This is a genomic window from Methyloversatilis universalis EHg5, assembly GCF_000378945.1.
GTDB lineage: Bacteria > Pseudomonadota > Gammaproteobacteria > Burkholderiales > Rhodocyclaceae > Methyloversatilis > Methyloversatilis universalis_A.
Genome location: NZ_KB900539.1, coordinates 552,428 through 569,160, shown reverse-complemented (window position 1 = coordinate 569,160; position 16,733 = coordinate 552,428). Strand labels below are relative to the sequence as shown.

The 16,733-nt window shown below is 68.2% G+C and carries 11 protein-coding genes; 3 read left to right on the top strand and 8 right to left on the bottom strand.

All coding sequences use genetic code 11. The features are described from left to right. Nucleotides 1-109 precede the first annotated feature (109 nt). From METUNV2_RS0102590 to METUNV2_RS0102580, 3 genes are read right to left on the bottom strand one after another with little or no spacing between them, the layout of a single operon-like run. A complete protein-coding gene (locus METUNV2_RS0102590; protein ID WP_018227960.1) occupies nucleotides 110-1,477 on the bottom strand; it encodes a sigma 54-interacting transcriptional regulator in 1,368 nt (455 codons plus the stop codon). Beyond that, nucleotides 1,474-1,956 (bottom strand): hypothetical protein, encoded by a 483-nt coding sequence (locus METUNV2_RS18820; protein ID WP_018227959.1) that lies wholly within the window; start codon nucleotides 1,954-1,956, stop codon nucleotides 1,474-1,476. Before METUNV2_RS18820 ends, METUNV2_RS0102590 begins: the two co-directional genes overlap by 4 nt. Then, nucleotides 1,946-3,337 carry a sensor histidine kinase gene (locus tag METUNV2_RS0102580; protein ID WP_018227958.1) on the bottom strand — a complete coding sequence of 464 codons (1,392 nt, stop codon included), beginning with the start codon at nucleotides 3,335-3,337 and terminating at the stop codon, nucleotides 1,946-1,948. The genes METUNV2_RS18820 and METUNV2_RS0102580 overlap by 11 nt, the downstream gene beginning before the upstream one ends. 347 nt (nucleotides 3,338-3,684) lie before the next feature. Between METUNV2_RS0102580 and METUNV2_RS0102575 the strand changes: the two genes are divergently transcribed. Beyond that, nucleotides 3,685-4,311: a bactofilin family protein gene (locus METUNV2_RS0102575; protein WP_018227957.1), complete on the top strand. Its 627-nt coding sequence runs from the start codon at nucleotides 3,685-3,687 to the stop codon at nucleotides 4,309-4,311. A gap of 6 nt (nucleotides 4,312-4,317) precedes the next feature. Here the strand turns inward: METUNV2_RS0102575 and METUNV2_RS0102570 are convergent, their stop codons facing one another. The 4 genes from METUNV2_RS0102570 to METUNV2_RS18815 form a co-directional block, all read right to left on the bottom strand. Then, on the bottom strand, nucleotides 4,318-5,763 hold the full coding sequence (locus tag METUNV2_RS0102570) for an efflux transporter outer membrane subunit (protein WP_018227956.1): 1,446 nt from the start codon (nucleotides 5,761-5,763) through the stop codon (nucleotides 4,318-4,320). Continuing rightward, entirely contained in the window at nucleotides 5,760-8,873 is a 3,114-nt protein-coding gene (locus METUNV2_RS0102565; protein WP_018227955.1) for an efflux RND transporter permease subunit, read from the bottom strand. Before METUNV2_RS0102565 ends, METUNV2_RS0102570 begins: the two co-directional genes overlap by 4 nt. A gap of 13 nt (nucleotides 8,874-8,886) precedes the next feature. Next, the gene (locus tag METUNV2_RS0102560) at nucleotides 8,887-10,104 is read right to left on the bottom strand and encodes an efflux RND transporter periplasmic adaptor subunit (RefSeq protein WP_018227954.1); all 1,218 of its coding nucleotides are present in this window, start codon (nucleotides 10,102-10,104) and stop codon (nucleotides 8,887-8,889) included. A gap of 180 nt (nucleotides 10,105-10,284) precedes the next feature. After that, nucleotides 10,285-11,700, bottom strand: a complete 1,416-nt coding sequence (locus METUNV2_RS18815) for a TAXI family TRAP transporter solute-binding subunit (RefSeq protein WP_051081873.1) — start codon at nucleotides 11,698-11,700, stop codon at nucleotides 10,285-10,287. Nucleotides 11,701-11,863: 163 nt separating this feature from the next. Here METUNV2_RS18815 and METUNV2_RS0102550 point away from each other — a divergent pair, with 163 nt between their 5' ends. After that, the gene (locus METUNV2_RS0102550; protein ID WP_018227952.1) at nucleotides 11,864-12,901 is read left to right on the top strand and encodes an HD domain-containing phosphohydrolase; all 1,038 of its coding nucleotides are present in this window, start codon (nucleotides 11,864-11,866) and stop codon (nucleotides 12,899-12,901) included. A 3-nt stretch (nucleotides 12,902-12,904) separates the two neighbouring features. Beyond that, nucleotides 12,905-16,003, top strand: coding sequence for a hybrid sensor histidine kinase/response regulator (locus tag METUNV2_RS0102545; protein ID WP_018227951.1), 3,099 nt, complete (start codon nucleotides 12,905-12,907; stop codon nucleotides 16,001-16,003). Here METUNV2_RS0102545 and METUNV2_RS0102540 read toward each other — a convergent pair whose 3' ends face one another. Beyond that, a complete protein-coding gene (locus tag METUNV2_RS0102540) occupies nucleotides 16,004-16,657 on the bottom strand; it encodes a laminin B domain-containing protein (RefSeq protein ID WP_018227950.1) in 654 nt (217 codons plus the stop codon). Nucleotides 16,658-16,733: the final 76 nt, after the last annotated feature.

The window sequence follows — 16,733 nt, the reverse complement described above, 5'->3', positions numbered from 1 at the left end:
CCTCTTCCACGCTATGAATCAATGACTTGGAAAATCCCGGATACTGCGCGTGTCGGGCTGTGGCGACGCGCATCCGGCCCGGGAAGGCCGGTCGGCCAGCGCGCGCGGATCAGGCGCGTCGCGCCTCGGCGACATCGCCACGGAACAGCCCGGGGTCGAGGTCGTAGCGCTGCAGCAGCCGGTAGAACTCGGTCCGGTTGCGGCCAGCGATGCGGGCAGCGTCGGTTACGTTGCCGGCGGTGAGCTTGAGCAGCTGCACCAGATAGTTGCGCTCGAAACGCTGCTTGGCTTCGACATAGCCCAGCGCCTCCATCGGCCGCACCCGCAGCGCGCGGTCGACCAGTGCGCGCGGCACCAGCGGCGTGGTCGCGAGTGCGCAGGCCTGTTCCACCACGTTATGCAGCTGCCGCACATTGCCGGCCCAGTGTGCGGTCGCCAGCGCCTCCAGCGCGTCCGGTGCGAATCCGCGCAGACGCTTGCCGTACTTGTCAGCCAGCGTGCGCAGGAAGTGCTCGGCCAGCAGCGGAATGTCCTCCCGTCGCTCGGCCAGCGGCGGCAGCGTCAGCGTGACCACATTGATGCGGTAATACAGGTCCTCGCGGAACTGCCCCTGCTCCAGCAAGGCATCCAGATCACAGTGGGTGGCCGACACGATGCGCACATCCACCGGCTCGGCGCGGGTGGCACCGACCGGTCGCACCGCACGCTCCTGCAGCACGCGCAGCAGTTTCACCTGCAAGGCCGGCGCCATATCGCCGATCTCGTCGAGGAACAGCGTGCCGCCGTGCGCCGCACGGAACAGGCCGGTATGACGCGCCACCGCGCCGCTGAATGCACCCCGTTCGTGGCCGAACAGTTCGGATTCGAGCAGCGCATCCGGAATGGCGCTGCAGTTGATCGCGACGAAGGGCGCGGCCGCACGCGGACTGGCGCGGTGCAGTGCGCGCGCCAGCAGCTCCTTGCCGGTGCCGCTCTCGCCGCGTATCAGCACGCTGGCATCGGAGGCGGCCACCAGCCTCGTTTCGTCCAGCAGCGCGGCCATGCGGGTGCTGCGGCTGATCAGGCCGTCACGCCAGCGGGTGTCCGCCGGCGACGGCGATCCGGACGGCGCGGCATGCGCCAGCGCGCAATCTATGCGTTCGAGCAATGCCGCGCTGTCGAAAGGTTTGGTCAGATAGCCGGCCACGCCGCGCGACGTGGCGTCGACCGCGTCCGGAATGGTGCCGTGGGCGGTGAGCAGAATGACCGGCAGCGCCGGATGCTGGGCGCGTATCGCGTCGAACAGCGACAGACCATCGCGGTCCGGCAGCCGCACGTCGCTGATCACCAGCGCGAACGGCTCAACCGCCAGCCGGGTCAGCGCGGCTTCGGCGGTTTCGGCAGTACTGACCCGGTAGCCGCTGGCGGTGAGCCGCAGCGACAGCAGGCGCAACAGGTCGGTGTCGTCATCGACCAGCAGCAGACGGGGTCCGCTCATCGCGGTACGCCACGCGACGGCACACGGGCGCCCGGCAGGCTGCGTTCGATGTCGGCCAGCGCGTCCAGCTTGCGCTGCAGTTCGTCAGCGCGCGCCTGGCTGTCCTTGGCTTGCTGGCTGCTGCGCTCCAGCTGCTGGGTCAGCTTCTGGTTGGCGGCATCCAGCCGCTGCCGTTCATTCAGCAGATCGAGCAGCGCGCGCGCGTGCGGGTGCACCGCCTTCGACGCGTCGTCCTGCGCGGCCAGCAGCGCGTCGAGCAGCGTGCGCGCGCGCGCCGGATTGCCGCCGCGCGGCTGTGCGGCCTGCAGCGCCTGCAACAGCTGGCGCTCGGCATCACTCATCAGCGCCTCGGGCTGCGCCGCTGTCGGCGATGCGGCAGGGGCTTCCGGCGAAGGCGCCGGGCGACCGCCTGCGCAGGCGGTCAGGGCCAGCGGCAGCAGCAGGGCGAACAGGCGCAGGCGAAGGTGATCAGCGGGCATGAGGCAGTTCTATCCTGAAGTGGGCACCGCGTTCGGCGGGCAATACCCGGGCGCTGCCGCCATGCGCGGCGATGAATTCGCGCACGATGGCCAGCCCCAGGCCGTTGCCTTTGTCCGGCCGCGGCGCGCGGCGGCTGCCGCGGAAGAAAGGTTCGAAGATGCGTTCGGTTTCGTCCGGCGCGACACCCGGCCCTTCGTCGATGCAGTCGATGCGGGCGGCCGCTTCGTCGCTGCTCAGTTCCACTCGCACCGTGCCGCCGTGCGGGCTGAAGGCGATGCCGTTGGCCAGCAGATTGCTCAGCGCGATGCGCAGCTTGGCGGCGTCGCCGCGCACCGGCGGCGCGTAGCCGCTCACGTCCAGCCGCACATCCTTGGCCTGGGCCTGCAGCTTGAGATCGGCAGCGACCTCGCGCGCCAGCGCACGCAGCGCGGTCGGCTTCAGTTCGAGGTGACGGGCGTCGAACTGGGTGGCGTTGTAGCCGATGAGCTGTTCGATACGCTCCTGCAGCGCACGCGCGTTGGCATCCAGAATGCCGCTCACCTCCTGCTGTTCGGTACTGAGCTTGCCGGTCACGCCGTCCTGCAGCAGCGCAATGCCTTCGCGCAGCGAAGCCAGCGGCGTCTTCAGTTCATGCGACACATGGCGGAGCACCCGGTTGCGGTGGGCTTCGAGGTCAGCCAGACGCTGGCGCAGCCACTCCAGCTTGTCGCCGAGGCGACGCAGGTCGGCCGGCCCCCCCACCTCCACCATCTGGTCGAAGCCGCCTTCGCCCAGTCGCGTGATGGCACGCTCCACCGCCTTCAGCGGGCGCAGCACCCACCAGCCGGCCAGCAGGGCCAACAGCAGCGCAAGCGCGATGGCGGCCATCACTTCGCGCGCCAGCATGTCGCGGCGTTCGTCCAGCGTGTCGAGCAGATCGGCGTTGCGCCGGTCTATCTGGGTACGCACCCGTTCGGCCAGCCTGTCGTTCAGCGCCACCAGATCGGGCATGTCCACAGCGTCGCCGCCGGCGGGCGCATCCAGCGACGCCGCCAGCGCAGTGGCGGCTTCACGCCATTGCGCGGTCAGTGGCGTCGGCGCCAGCGTGGCATCCAGTGTCGCCAATGCCTCCAGCGCCTGGGTCTGCGCAGTCCGGTAGCGCTCGCGTACCGCTTCGTCGCGCAGCACGACGTACTGGCGCGCGCTGCGTGTCATGTCGAGTGCGCGCTCGTCGAGCTGTTGCATCGCGGTGCTCAGACGCAGCGCTGCGCTGCCGGCCTCCCGGCTGGCGCGCGCGAAATCCTGCAGCATGAGCCAGCCGCTGCCGGCAGCGGCCCCGAGCGCGCCGGCAATGAGCAGTACGGTCAGCAGCAGCGTGGTGCGAAAGGAAAAACGGGGCATGCGGAATACGCGGGGCAGAAAGAGGGCCAGCCTCCAAGTCTAGGCAGGCATCGGAGGGCACGCGGTAAGCCCCGGTTATCGAATGCAACAGAACGTTAAACAGCGCCTCATGTCGCTGCGGCACGACAGCCCCGGCAGACGGCCCCGGGCGCCAGCCGGCCGATGTGGCCGCCCGTCTGTCGTGCGCAGGCGACGGAAAACGGCTTTCCCTGCCCCGCTTCTAGTGCAAAAGGCGAACAGGGCTCCGCATCCGATTGATATGAAAAACAAAACCCAATCAGGCACGCCGCTTGCACAAGGACAGCGCGCATCGATTCATCCGGTGCGGACCCTTTCAAGGAGACGTCATGTTCAACAAGCCCGCCCTGTTCCCGAAAACGTCCGACGCCGCATTGCCGCGCACCTTGCGTCCGGGCGGCGGCAGCACCGGCTTCACGCCTGGCACGCCCGCCTCGCAGAGCACGCAGACCTCCACCGCAGGCAGCCACGGCTCGACCAGCGCGCCGTCGCAGCGCGAGGACAGCCCACAGAGCGGCGCGACGCGCAGCGAGGCACTGGAGCCGTCGCCGACCCAGGGCAGCCGCCTGATCGTCGGGCCGGACGTGAAGCTGCGCGGCGCGGAAATTCTGGACTGCGACACGCTGGTGGTGGAAGGCCGGGTCGAGGCGACGATGGACAGCCGCGTGCTGCGCATCGCGGAGAACGGTGCCTATGCGGGCACGGTGAGCATCGACGTGGCGGAAATCCACGGTCACTTCGACGGCGAACTGACCGCGCGCGAGCGGCTCATCGTGCATGCGACCGGACGCATCAGCGGCAAGATCCGCTACGGCAAGATCCATGTCGAAGAAGGTGGCGAACTGTCGGGTGACATCAAGTCGCTGGCGGCGGCCGGCCGCGACACGATCAAGGACAGCTCGCGCACCACCGAGCGCAAGGACGACGCGCGGCCGCTGGCCGCGATCGCCGGTTGAAACGCCTCAGTTCGCAGCCGGCAGGGTGGTCGGGGCGGCGGCGTCCGGCGCGGTCGCCCCGTCCGCAGCCCATCCGCCACCGAGCGCGGCATACAGGTTCACCACTTCGGCCAGCTGGCCCTGGCGTGAGCGGACGAGCGCCAGCGACGCCTCGTTCGCGGTGCGCTGCGCGTCCAGCACTTCCAGGTAGCGCGAATAGCCGGCGTCATAGCGCTTCTGCGCCAGCTGCAGGCTGCGTGTCGCGGCATCGGCCTGCCTCTGCAGCGCCTCGACGCTCTGCGCGTACTGTTCGGCCGACACCAGCGCGTCGCGCACGTCGGTGAAGGCGTTGCGGATGGCCGACACATAGCCGGCCAGCGCCTGCTTCTGCTGCGCGCTGGCCTGATCCACCCGCGCACTGCGGCGGCCGCCGTCGAACAGCGGCAGATCCAGCGACAGGCCGAGCGACCAGATGTTGGAGGGCCCGCTGAACAGGTCGGACAGCTCGCGGCTCTGCGAACCGTAGTTGCCGGTCAGCGAAATCGACGGATAGAGCGCGGCCTTGGCGACGCCGATCAGCGCATTGGCCGACGCCAGTTCGGATTCCGCCTGGCGCACGTCCGGACGCGCATCCAGCAGCGAAGACGGCAGGCCGGCCGGCGGCAGCGGCGGCAAGGGCAGCGAGCGCAGGTCGCCCGGCGCGATCTGCTGGCCGAGCCGGCCGGTCAGCAGCGCCAGCTGGTTCTCGACCAGCGCACGGCTGCGCGACAGGTCGGCGATCTGCGCCTCGATCTGCGCCTGCGCACCGAGCGCCTGCTGCAGTTCGAGCTCATTGGTCAGGCCACGCGCCACCCGGGTGCGCAGGATGTCGGCGTTCTCGCGCCGGGTGGCCAGCGTATCGCGCGACAGCGCGAGCTGGGCATCGAGCGCCCGCAGGTTCAGGTAATTGCCGGTGACCTGGCTCACCAAGGTCAGTTCGACCGTGTCCTTCGCGTAGCGGGTGCCCAGCGCCTGCGCGCGGGCCGCTTCGCTGGCACGCCGCAGCTTGCCCCAGAAATCGAGTTCGAACGAGGTGGCGATCGCGGTCTGGAAATTCTTGCGGTACAGCGGCGCACCGGCCGGAATCGGCGCACCCACCCCGCTGATGCGCGAGCGGCTGGCGCCGGCTTCGAGCCCGACATCCGGGAACAGCGCCGCACCGGCTTCGCGCAGCAGCGCGTCGGCCTGTTCGATGCGGGCGGCGGCACGCTGCACGTCGCTGTTGTCGGCCAGCGCCTGGTCGACCAGCGCATTCAGCGTGTCGTCATTGAACTGCTTCCACCAGCCGCGGGCCACCGCAGCCGGCGCGACCGCGTCGGTGGCGCCGTACTGCGCCGGCAGATCGACCGACGGGCGCACGTAGTCAGGGCCGACCATGCAGCCGGACAGCAGCGCGGCGCAGGCCAGCGCGAGCGGGGTTTTCACGGACATCATGCGGTCACCTCTGCCGGTGCGTCGTCGCGGCGCGAAGCCGCCTTGCGGCCGGCCAGCCAGCTGTAGAACATCGGCACGAAAATGGTGGCGATGAAGGTGGCGGCCAGCATGCCGCCGAACACGCCGGTACCCATCGAACGCCGGGCCGCGGCACCGGCGCCGGTGGCGATCACCAGCGGCACCACGCCGAGAATGAAGGCGAGCGCGGTCATGCAGATCGGCCGGAAGCGCAGGCGGGCAGCCTCCAGCGACGCGGCCAGCGCGTCCATGCCCTCCTGCTGCTTCTGCAGTGCGAATTCCACGATCAGGATGGCGTTCTTCGCCGCCAGACCGACCAGCACCACGAGGCCGATCTGGAAGTAGATGTCGTTCGGCATGCCGCGCACCCACACCGCCAGCAGCGCCCCCAGGATGGCGAACGGAATGGCCATGATGACCGCCAGCGGCAGCGACCAGCGCTCGTACTGCGCCGCCAGGATGAGGAACACCATGATGATGCCGAAGCCCAGCGCCAGCACCGAGGTGATGCCGGTGCGCTTCTCCTGGTAGGCCTGACCTGTCCATTCCAGGCTGTAGCCGGCCGGCAGCACCTGACGGCCCACCTCTTCGACCACGCGGATGGCATCGCCCGAGCTGTAGCCGGCGGCCGAATTGCCGAGCACCTTGGCGGCGACGAAGCCGTTGAAGCGCTCGACCATTTCCGGGCCGATCACCGGCTTGACCGAAATGACCGCGGACAGCGGAATCATCGCGCCAGTGGCGGAACGGACATAGGGCTTGCCGAGATCTTCCGGCTTCATCCGGTAGGGCGCATCGGCGCTCAGCTGCACCTTGTAGGTCTTGCCCGAGCGGTTGAAGTCATTCACGTACAGCGTGCCCATGGTGGCCTGCAGCGTGGAATAGACAGAATCGAGCGGAATGCCCAGCGAAATCGCCTTCGGCTCGTCCACCTCGACCGCGAGCTGCGGCGCCGACACGCGGAAGAAGCTGTTCAGGCCGGTCAGTTCCGGGCGCGCGCGCAGCGCGTCGAGGAACTGGCCGGTGATGGCGGACAGCTTGCGCGCATCGGAATCCTCGCGCGCCTGCACATACACCTCGAAACCGCCGGCCGTACCCAGACCCTGGATGGGCGGCGGATTGAAGATGAGACCCATGCCGTCGTTGAGCTTCATGCCGGCCGCGGCGATCTTCTTCTGCAGGTCGTCAGCGGTGGTGGTGCGTTCGCGCCAGGGCTTCATGACGACGAAGGTCATGGCCACGCTCGCCCGGTTGTTGCCGGTGATGAAGTCCATGCCGCGCACCATGAACACGTTCTCGACCGCCGGATCGTCATTGATGATCTGGCGCAGCTTTTCGAAGGACTGTTCGGTGCGCTGGGCCGACGCGCCATCCGGCAGCGTGACGAAGCCGAACAGATAGCCCTGGTCCTCGGACGGCACGAAGGCGCCGGGCACCATGCGGAACATGAAGCCGGCGCCGGCAAACATGGCGATCACCACCAGTGCGGCGACGACGCGGTGACGCAGCGTGGCGCCCACGGTGCCCGTGTAGACCCGGGTGAGCCAGTCGAAACCGCGGTTGAACGGGCGGAACAGTTTCGACTCGCCCTCATGGCCGTTCAGCATGAGCGCGCACAGTGCCGGCGTCAGCGTCAGCGCGACGATGCCGGAAATGGTGACCGACACCGCCACCGTGGCGGCGAACTGCTGGTACAGCTTGCCGGCGATGCCGCCGAGGAAGGCGACCGGGATGAACACTGCGTCCAGCACCAGCACCATGGCCACCAGTGCGCCCGAGGTTTCGCGCATCGCCTCCAGCGCCGCCTCCTTGGGCGAGCGCCCGAATTCGCGCATCTGGCGCTCGACGTTCTCCAGCACCACGATGGCGTCATCGACCACGATGCCGATCGACAGCACCATCGCGAACAGCGTCAGCGTGTTGATCGAGAAACCGAAAGCCCACAGGCCGGCGAAGGTGCCGACCAGCGACACCGGCACCGCGATCAGCGGAATCAGCGTGGCGCGCCAGCTCTGCAGGAACACGAACACCACCAGCACCACCAGCACCGTGGCTTCGGCCAGCGTGTGGCTCACCTCGCGGATCGACTCGCTGATGAAGCGGGTGGTGTCGTTCGGGATGATGAATTCCAGACCTTCCGGCATGCGGATGGTCAGTTCGGCCAGCTTTGCGCGCACCGCCTTGGCGGTGTCGAGCGCGTTGGCGCCCGACTGCAGGTAGAGGCCGATGCCGGTCACCGGCGTGCCATTCACCTTGGTCGTACGGTCATAGCTTTCGGCGCCCAGCTCGATGCGCGCGATGTCCTTCAGTCGCACCACGCCGGACGGCCCGTCGGCACGCAGGATGATGTTCTCGAACTCGGCGATCGACAGCAGCCGGCCCTTGGCGCTCACCGTGTAAGTGAGCTGCTGACCGTTCACCACCGGCTCCTGACCGATGCGGCCGGCCGCGTTCTGCGCGTTCTGCACGCGGATGGACGCCGCCACGTCAGTGGTGGTGATGCCCAGACGCGCCATCACGTCCGGCTTCAGCCATACCCGCATCGCGTACGGCGCGTCGAAGGTGAGCGCGTCGCCCACGCCGGGAATGCGGCGCAGTTCGTCGAGCACGTTCACCGACACGTAGTTGCTCAGGAACAGCGTGTCGTACTTGCCGTCGGTCGACTTCAGCGCCGCGATCATGAGCAGGTTGTTCGAGCGCTTGCGCACCACCAGGCCGGAGCGGCGCACGTCTTCAGGCAGCCGCGACTCGGCCACCGAAATGCGGTTGTTCACCGCGATCAGCGCGGTATCCGGGTCGGTGCCCACTTCGAAGGTGAGCGTGATGCTCACCGTGCCGTTCGAGGTCGAGGTCGAGTTGTAGTACAGCAGGCCTTCGATGCCGGACAGCTGTTCCTCGATCGGCGCCGCCACCGTGCGCGCCAGCGTTTCAGCATTGGCGCCCGGGTAGGTGGCGGTGATGATGACCGTGGGCGGCGAGATTTCCGGGTACTGCGCGATCGGCAGCGACAGCGAGGCCACCAGACCCGCGATCATGATGACGATGGAGATGACGCCCGAAAAGATCGGGCGGTTGATGAAGAAGCGGGCCATGTCGCGCGCTCCTTCAGGACTTGGACGGCGCGGGCGCGGCAGGCGCTGCCGGTGCCGCCGGGGCTTCACCCGGCGCGTGCGGGGCCACCGGTGCCCCCGGGCGCAGCTTGAGCAGGTTGTCGGTGATCACGCGGTCGCCCGGCTGCAGGCCGCCGGTCACCACCCAGTCCTTGCCCTGCCACAGCCCGAGCTTGACCGGCCGCGGCTCGACCTTGTTGTCGGCGTTGGCCAGCATGACCACCGGGCCGTTCTCGGTCTGGCTCACCGCCGACTGCGGCACCAGATAGACGTTGTCCTGTTCGCCGGCGATCACCCGCGCCCGCACGAACTGGCCGGGCAGCACCCGGCCATCGGTGTTGGTGAATTCGGCGCGCATTTCCAGCGTGCCCAGCGAGGGGTCGATGCGGCTGGCCGAAAAATTGATGCGGCCGCGCTGCGGCAGGATGGAGCCATCCGGCAGCTGCAGTTCGACCTCGCGGAAGCCGCGCACCGCGGCGCGGCCACCAGGCACCGCCACCAGATCGGTGTCGGACAGACTGAAGCGCACCCAGATCGGGTCGAGCTGGGCGATGGTGGTAAGCAGGCTGTCCGCGCCGGTACTGACCAGCGAACCTTCGGACTTGACCGCCCGGCCGCTGACGCCGCTGACCGGCGCCGTGACCTGGGTGTAGCCGAGGTTCAGTTCGGCTTCGCGCACCGCGGCTTCGGCCGACTTCACCGCCGCCCTGGCCACCGCAGCCGCCGAACGGGCGTCGTCGAATTCCTTCTGGCTGATTGCCTTGTCGGCCACCAGACCGTTCAGGCGCTGCGACTCACGGGCGGTCTGTTCTTCCACCGCCTGCGCTTCGGCCAGCCTGGCCTTGGCCTGCGACAGCGCGATCTCGAACGGCGCACGTTCGATCTGGAACAGCAGCTGCCCGGCCTTCACCGGCTCGCCCTCGCGGAAGCGCCACTTTTCCAGAATGCCGCTCACCCGCGCTCTCACCTCGACCTCGCGCATGCCTTCGGCCTGAGCCACCGCCTCGACCACCAGCGGCGCTCGGGTGGGTGCAGCCTGCAACACGGTCACCGGCACGGCGGGAGGGGCAGCCTGCGCCTGCGGCGCGGACTGAGCCTTGTCGCCACACCCGGCAACCAGGGCGGACAGCGCAACCGCGAAAGCACAGATGAAGGAGGAACGGGAAGACAGGACGGGGCGCAGGGCGGACGCCGCAGCGGTGCGGACAGGCATCGGAAACTCTCCGGAGGTCGGCCTGCGATTATATACAAGCACGAATGTTTGTAAATTTAGCGAACGAATCCTTGATCTGTCCGCAGTGCCCCCGGACGCCTGTCCGGCGCCCCGGTCGTCAGCATGCCCGCGCAGGTTCCGGTGCGCTGCACAGCTCACCGCGCTTGGTCAGTATGGCGCCTAATCAGTTCCACCCGGCTTCTGTCCGGGCACGGGTCCGTCCTGTCCGGCAGTCGCGTCGCTGTCCTCCGGCACGGCTGCCGCGTCACCCTGCAGCCGGCGCCTGACCATGTGGATGTGAGCACGCAGCTGGTAGTAGTAATCGGAATGCGCCAGCGGCACCGTAATGCGGGCGACGGCCGCCTCGATGCGCTCAAGGTCGTCCAGCCCTTCCGCCCGGCTGCGCGGCGCGTCGTCCATCAGCGCCTGACGCTCGACGTCCTTCAGTTCGCCGTACCAGCGGTACAGCTTGCTGCGCACCCGCCAGACGTAGAGCTGGGGCAGTATCTTGAACAGCGGCAGCGCCAGGGCCAGCAGCGGTACCAGCAGCACCAGCATGCGGTCGAGCAGGTTGGCGATCGAGAACGGCAGGTAGCGCTGCAGGAAGGGCGGGCCGGCTTCGTAGAAGCGTTTGGCGCGCGGATGCAGTTCGAAGTCGCCGGCGTCCGCCTTCGGGAATTCGCCCGGGCGCTGGAATACGGTGGCTTCGGCGTGCGCCGGCTTCATCGCGCCCAGCATCAGGTCGATCAGCGCCGGGTGCGTGTCCTCGCGCGCCACCACATAGGCCTGGGTGGCAACCAGCGACACGTCGCGCGGCGGAATGTCACGCACGAAATCGATTGCACCGCGCGGCAGCGTAAGCAGGCTCAGGTGCGGAAAACGGCGCGAGTACGCCGGCGCCTGCGCCAGCGACATCAGCGACACGCCGTCGGCGTACAGCAGCGACCAGACCGAGGCGGAATGCACCGCGCCAACCACGATGAGCACGTCGATGCGCCGGTGCAGCAGCGCCGCCACGCCCTCGGTGCCACCCAGCGGCAGCAGGCGGCGCCGGTCGGTATCCATGCCGTGAGCGGCCAGCATCTGCAGCGCGAGATGGCGGGTACCGCTGCCTTCGGCGCCGATGCCGATGCGCAGCCCCTTGAGCTGGTCCAGCCGGTCCAGCCCCGGCCGGCCGCGATAGAACACCCACACCGGTTCGTAATAGGCCGCCCCCAGTGACAGCAGTCCGGGCGGATGGTCGGGCGCGCTGCCGCCCTGGATGAAGGCGAAATCCAGCGTCTGTTCCGGATCGCTGATCCGCTTGAGGTTCTCGATCGAGCCCGCGCTCTCCCGTGCGTCCAGTCCGATGCCGTACTGCTCGATCAAGGGCTTGTAGCGCGCGCAGAAGGACTCGTAGGCCGAACCGGACGCGCCACAGCTGATGATGGCCTGATCGGGCGGCGCCGGCTTGATGTAGCGGGCGGCGAACCAGAAACCGGCGGCGATGATGAGCAGCGCCGGCAGACCGAGCGCGAACATGTCGCGGAAGGACAGCTGGCGCAGCCAGTTGCGCAGGGCCGATGCGCGCAGCGTGTAGGGCATGGGGGCTTTCATGTCGGGAATGGCGGCGGTCCGGTGCGTGACAGCCCGTTAAAGTCGCATGCCTTGATGACCGTAATCAAGCAATGCGGAGGCGTCCGATGCGCATCCGTCGTCCCTGCGGTCGGCCGATGCTGCGCGGCCAGCCCAAGACGGGGCTTACACATGGAGTTTCCGGATGAATGTTGTGGTGGTGGATGACGCGCAGGTCAATCTGGTGCTGATGTCGGCCCTGCTCGGCAAGCTTCCGGACGTCGAACCGACGACCTTCCAGGTGCCGGCCGAAGCGCTCGAGCACTGCATCCGCACCGATCCGGATCTGGTCATCGTCGATTACATGATGCCCGACATGGACGGCATCGAATTCATCCGTCGCTTTCGCGCCCATCCGGCCCGCACCCAGACGCCGCTGCTCATGGTGACCGCGGACCACGAGAAAGAGGTGCGCTACCGCGCGCTCGAATCCGGCGCCAACGATTTCCTGACCAAACCGGTCGATCGCATCGAATTCACCTCGCGCGTACGCAACATGCTGTCGCTGCGCGCCGGTCAGGTCGCCCTGGCCAATCACGCACGCACGCTGGCGGCGGAAGTGCGGCGCGCGACCGCGGAAATCTACGAGCGCGAACGCGAAACGCTGAACAAGCTGGCGCGCGCAGCCGAATTCCGTGACCCGGAAACCGGCGCCCACATCCTGCGCATGGCCCACTTCTCGGCGCTGATCGCCCGCCGCATGGGGCTGGACGCCGACACCCAGGAATCACTGCTGATCGCCGCCCCGATGCACGATGTAGGCAAGCTGGGCACACCGGATCACATCCTGCTGAAGCCGGGAAAGCTGACGCCGGAGGAGTTCGACATCATGAAGCAGCACGCCAGCATCGGTTACGAAATCCTCAAGGGCTCTGCCTCGCCCTACATGCAACTGGCCGCCACCATCGCGCTCAGCCATCACGAGAAATTCGACGGTGGCGGCTATCCGAACGGCCTGGCCGGCGAGGACATTCCTCTGTTCGGCCGCATCGTCGCGGTGGCCGACGTGTTCGACGCACTCACTTCGGCCCGCCCCTACAAGCCGGCATGGGAACTGGAACGTGCCCGCCAGTTCCTGGTCGATGGTCGCGGCAGCCATTTCGACCCGATCTGCGCCGACGCCATGCTGGACAGCTGGAACGACGTGCTCGACATCCGGGCCACCTATCGCGACGAAAGCTGATCGATGCTGGCATCTGTCCCCAGTCCGCGCCGGCTGCTGCACCGGATCACGCTGCTGTTCGCGCTGGTGTTCGGTGTCGGCGCCGTGGGCAATGCGCTGTACACCGCGCACGAACAGGCTGAAGAGACAGTCGCCCTGCTGGAACGCGTCAGCCTGTCCGAATCGCGCAGCATCGCCAGCGGCCTGATCGCCGACCTGAACTACGGCAGCAATCAGGTGCCCGACCTGCGCCCTCGCCTGTCCGACAACGCGGAACTGCTGGCCGCGGCCCTGATCGCCTCCGACGGCAGCACGCTGTCGGCGCTCGAACACGGCAGCGACGGCCACTGGCACACCGCCGGACACCTGACGGCCGATCTGCCGCCGGCCGCGCTGATCGCACGCGCACGCGCGGGCGCTGCCGGCGTCGATGGCCGTCGCATCATCGTCAGCTGGGTGCCGATCACCGGTGGCGGACAGACGCTGTGGCTGCGCACCGAACACGACACGCCTGAAGCGCGCGAGGTACGCGCGCACATCCTCGAAGACAGCCTGCTGCACGGCCTGATCGCCCTGCTGCTGGGCGTGACGCTGCTCTATGTGCTGCTGCGCCGGCCGCTGGCGGCGTTGAATGACTGCACCGACTTCGCCGAGCGGCTGGACCACTCGATGGGCGACACACTGCCCACCACCACTGGCGCACACGAAACCGACCGGCTGGCACAGGCACTGAACTGGGCTTCTCTGAGCCTGTACAACCAGCGCAGCGCGCTCGAGGAGAGCGAAGCGCGCACCGGCGCCATCCTCGGTGCGGCACTGGACGCGGTGATCACCTTCGACGGCTTCGGCAACGTGATCGAGTACAACCCGGCAGCCGAACGCATGCTGGGCTGGAGCACGGCCGAAGCGATGCAGCATCCGGTGATCGAACTGCTGGTGAGCGCGAACGAGCGTGAGCCGGGCGAACATGATCTGCTGCAATGGCTGGGCCGTCGCTACGACGCGGTGATCGGCCACCACCTCGACCTCGAGGTAAGCCCCCGCGACGGCCGGCGTTTCCCGGCCCAGATCGCGATCACCTCCACCCACATGAAGGGCCGGGCGCTGTTCACCGCCTTCCTGTCGGACATCGGCGAACGCAAGGCCGCCGAAGAGCAGATGATGGCCGCACGCGACGCGGCCGAGGCGGCCAACCGGGCGAAGAGCGACTTCCTGGCGAACATGAGCCACGAAATCCGCACCCCGATGAATGCCATCATGGGCATGACCGAACTGGCGCTGGACACCGACCTGAGCGCGGAACAGCGCGAATACCTGTCGCTGGTGAAACAGTCTTCGGAAGCGCTGCTGACGCTGATCGACGAAATCCTCGACTTCTCGAAGATCGAAGCCGGACGGCTGGATTTCGAACACATCCCGTTCAGCCTGCGCGACGTGGTCGGCACCATCGTGCGCACGCTGGCGCCCAAGCCGGGCAAGCCGGTGCAGCTGGGCTGCCGCATCGACCCGTCGGTGGCCGACGGCGTGATCGGCGACCCCACGCGCATCCGTCAGGTGCTCACCAATCTGATCGGCAACGCGCTCAAATTCACCGAACGCGGCAATGTTGACGTGTCGGTCACGCTGGAGCGCAGCGACGAGGACGCCCAGCAGCTGCGCTTCGCGGTACGCGACACCGGCATCGGCATTCCGGAGGACAAGCAGGCGCTCATTTTCGACGCCTTCTCGCAGGCCGACAGTTCCACCACCCGCAAATTCGGTGGCACCGGTCTGGGACTGGCCATCTGCACCCGGCTGGTACGGCGCATGGGCGGCACACTGGGCGTGACCAGCCGTGCCGGCGACGGCGCGACCTTCCATTTCAGCATTCCGCTGGCCCGGTCACGCGGCCATGCACCCACCCTGCTGTCGCCGGGCACGCTGGAAGGCCTGCCGCTGCTGGTGATCGAACCGGACGACGGGTCGCGCCAGCAGATCGCCGCCCAGCTCGCGCAATGGCAGGTACATGCCCGGCTGTGCGCCAACCTGGACGAGGGCATCGGAGCCATCGTGTCGGCGGAGGCCGAAGCACAGTGCTTCCGTGCGCTGCTGGTGGCAGAGGATCTGGCCGCCCGCGACGGCTGGGCGCTGGTGCACACGCTGTCCGGCCAGAGTGCCGCGGAACTGCCCCTCATCCTGCTGCATGACGGCGCGGCACCGACCTCGGGGCTGCCGCCTTCGATCAGCGGGGTGGTTGCACGGCCGGCGCAGGCCACCGCCCTGCTGGACGCACTGATTACCGCCACCGGGGCCGGCAGCGCACGTGCGCATATGGGCGCCCCTGGCCTCGCGGCCGGCGAACGCCCCGCTCTGTCCATCCTGCTGGCCGAGGACAATCCGGTGAACCAGACCCTGGCGGTACGCCTGCTGGAACGGCTCGGGCATCGCGTAAACGTGGTCGACAACGGTCTGGCCGCGGTGCAACAGGCAGCGGAACAGCGCTACGACGTCATCCTGATGGATCTGCAGATGCCGCAGATGGGTGGCTTTGAAGCCACCCGGCACATCCGCGCCCAGGACGGCGAACGGCACACGCCCATCGTCGCGATGACGGCCCACGCCATGGCCGGCGACCGCGAAAAGTGCTTTGCCGCCGGCATGGACGCCTATGTATCGAAGCCGGTGCAGGTGGCCGCGCTGGTGCGCGCGCTGGACGAGGTGCTCAAGCAGCCTTCAGCCTCCGCGGCTGTGCCAACCGGGCACGCCACGGCGGCCCCGTCGCCCGAGAGTGCCCCGCCATTTGACCGCAATTTCACGCTGGGCAATCTGGGCGGCGACGAAACGCTGATGCACGACATCATCCTGATCTTCCTGCGCGACTACCGCAGCATGCTGGCAGAACTGCGCTCTGCCGCAGCGGGGCCGCGCGAGGCGCTGGCTGAACAGGCGCATGCGCTGAAAGGTACGGTCCGCAATTTCGGCGCCAGCCACGCCGCCGGCCTGGCCGGGCGACTGGAGCGCACCGGCGACCAGGCCCCGGACGACGCGGCCACCGCTGCACTGCTCGACCGGCTCGAATCCGCGGTCGAAAGTCTGGCCGAGGCGCTGCGCGGCGAAATGAAGGCGAACCGGGTCGCCGCCTGATCAGGCGCGGCGGCGCAGCGCGGCGGACAGCACACCTGCACCGGCCAGCATGAAGGCCCAGGATGCCGGCTCCGGCACTGCGCTGATCGACACGTTGTCGAGCGCAGTGGTTTCGACCACGCCGGATATGTATTCACCACGGATGCGCAGCCGCTGCAGATCGCCGAGTACCGCCTGCATCTGCGCGCCGGTGGCGAAGCTGCCGTCCAGCGCGCCGACGCGCCAGCCGCCCGCGCTCAGCGACACCGCGTAATCGGTCCAGCCGGTGCCCGGCTGGTTCGGGTTCTGATAGACCAGCACCAGACCGCTGCCATTGACCAGCACCAGATCCGGATCGTCGCGCCACTGCGGCGTCTGCACCGACAGCGTCTGGCTGTAGCGCAGCACGCCGCCGTAATAGGCGGACAGATCACCGAGGAAGGATTCCGGCGCCTCGAAGAAGAAGCTCATCGACGACGGATCGGTGTAGCGGATGAACTGCCCCGCCTCGTCATAATCCGGCGTGAACGAGCCGCCGAAGGAATCGAAGGGCGGGTTGGTGTCGGACACCGTCCAGCCGTCGTTGCCGGCATCGAAGATGCTCGACGGCGCCGCCTGCGCCGCCTGGGTGGCGCCCAGCGTCAGCAGCGCCAGGGCGATGAGGGATGAACGCATGGCTTCCGACCTCCTTCCGGGTGATGGAAGCCGGCACGCTAATCCTGCAGGGGGCGCACGCCACGTGAATATGTCA

Bases quoted from the DNA above. Each gene is read 5' to 3' on its own strand.
- METUNV2_RS0102590 (WP_018227960.1), bottom strand. From the start codon at position 1,477: ATGAGCGGACCCCGTCTGCTGCTGGTCGATGACGACACCGACCTGTTG.
- METUNV2_RS18820 (WP_018227959.1), bottom strand. From the start codon at position 1,956: ATGCCCGCTGATCACCTTCGCCTGCGCCTGTTCGCCCTGCTGCTGCCG.
- METUNV2_RS0102580 (WP_018227958.1), bottom strand. From the start codon at position 3,337: ATGCCCCGTTTTTCCTTTCGCACCACGCTGCTGCTGACCGTACTGCTC.
- METUNV2_RS0102575 (WP_018227957.1), top strand. From the start codon at position 3,685: ATGTTCAACAAGCCCGCCCTGTTCCCGAAAACGTCCGACGCCGCATTG.
- METUNV2_RS0102570 (WP_018227956.1), bottom strand. From the start codon at position 5,763: ATGATGTCCGTGAAAACCCCGCTCGCGCTGGCCTGCGCCGCGCTGCTG.
- METUNV2_RS0102565 (WP_018227955.1), bottom strand. From the start codon at position 8,873: ATGGCCCGCTTCTTCATCAACCGCCCGATCTTTTCGGGCGTCATCTCC.
- METUNV2_RS0102560 (WP_018227954.1), bottom strand. From the start codon at position 10,104: ATGCCTGTCCGCACCGCTGCGGCGTCCGCCCTGCGCCCCGTCCTGTCT.
- METUNV2_RS18815 (WP_051081873.1), bottom strand. From the start codon at position 11,700: ATGAAAGCCCCCATGCCCTACACGCTGCGCGCATCGGCCCTGCGCAAC.
- METUNV2_RS0102550 (WP_018227952.1), top strand. From the start codon at position 11,864: ATGAATGTTGTGGTGGTGGATGACGCGCAGGTCAATCTGGTGCTGATG.
- METUNV2_RS0102545 (WP_018227951.1), top strand. From the start codon at position 12,905: ATGCTGGCATCTGTCCCCAGTCCGCGCCGGCTGCTGCACCGGATCACG.
- METUNV2_RS0102540 (WP_018227950.1), bottom strand. From the start codon at position 16,657: ATGCGTTCATCCCTCATCGCCCTGGCGCTGCTGACGCTGGGCGCCACC.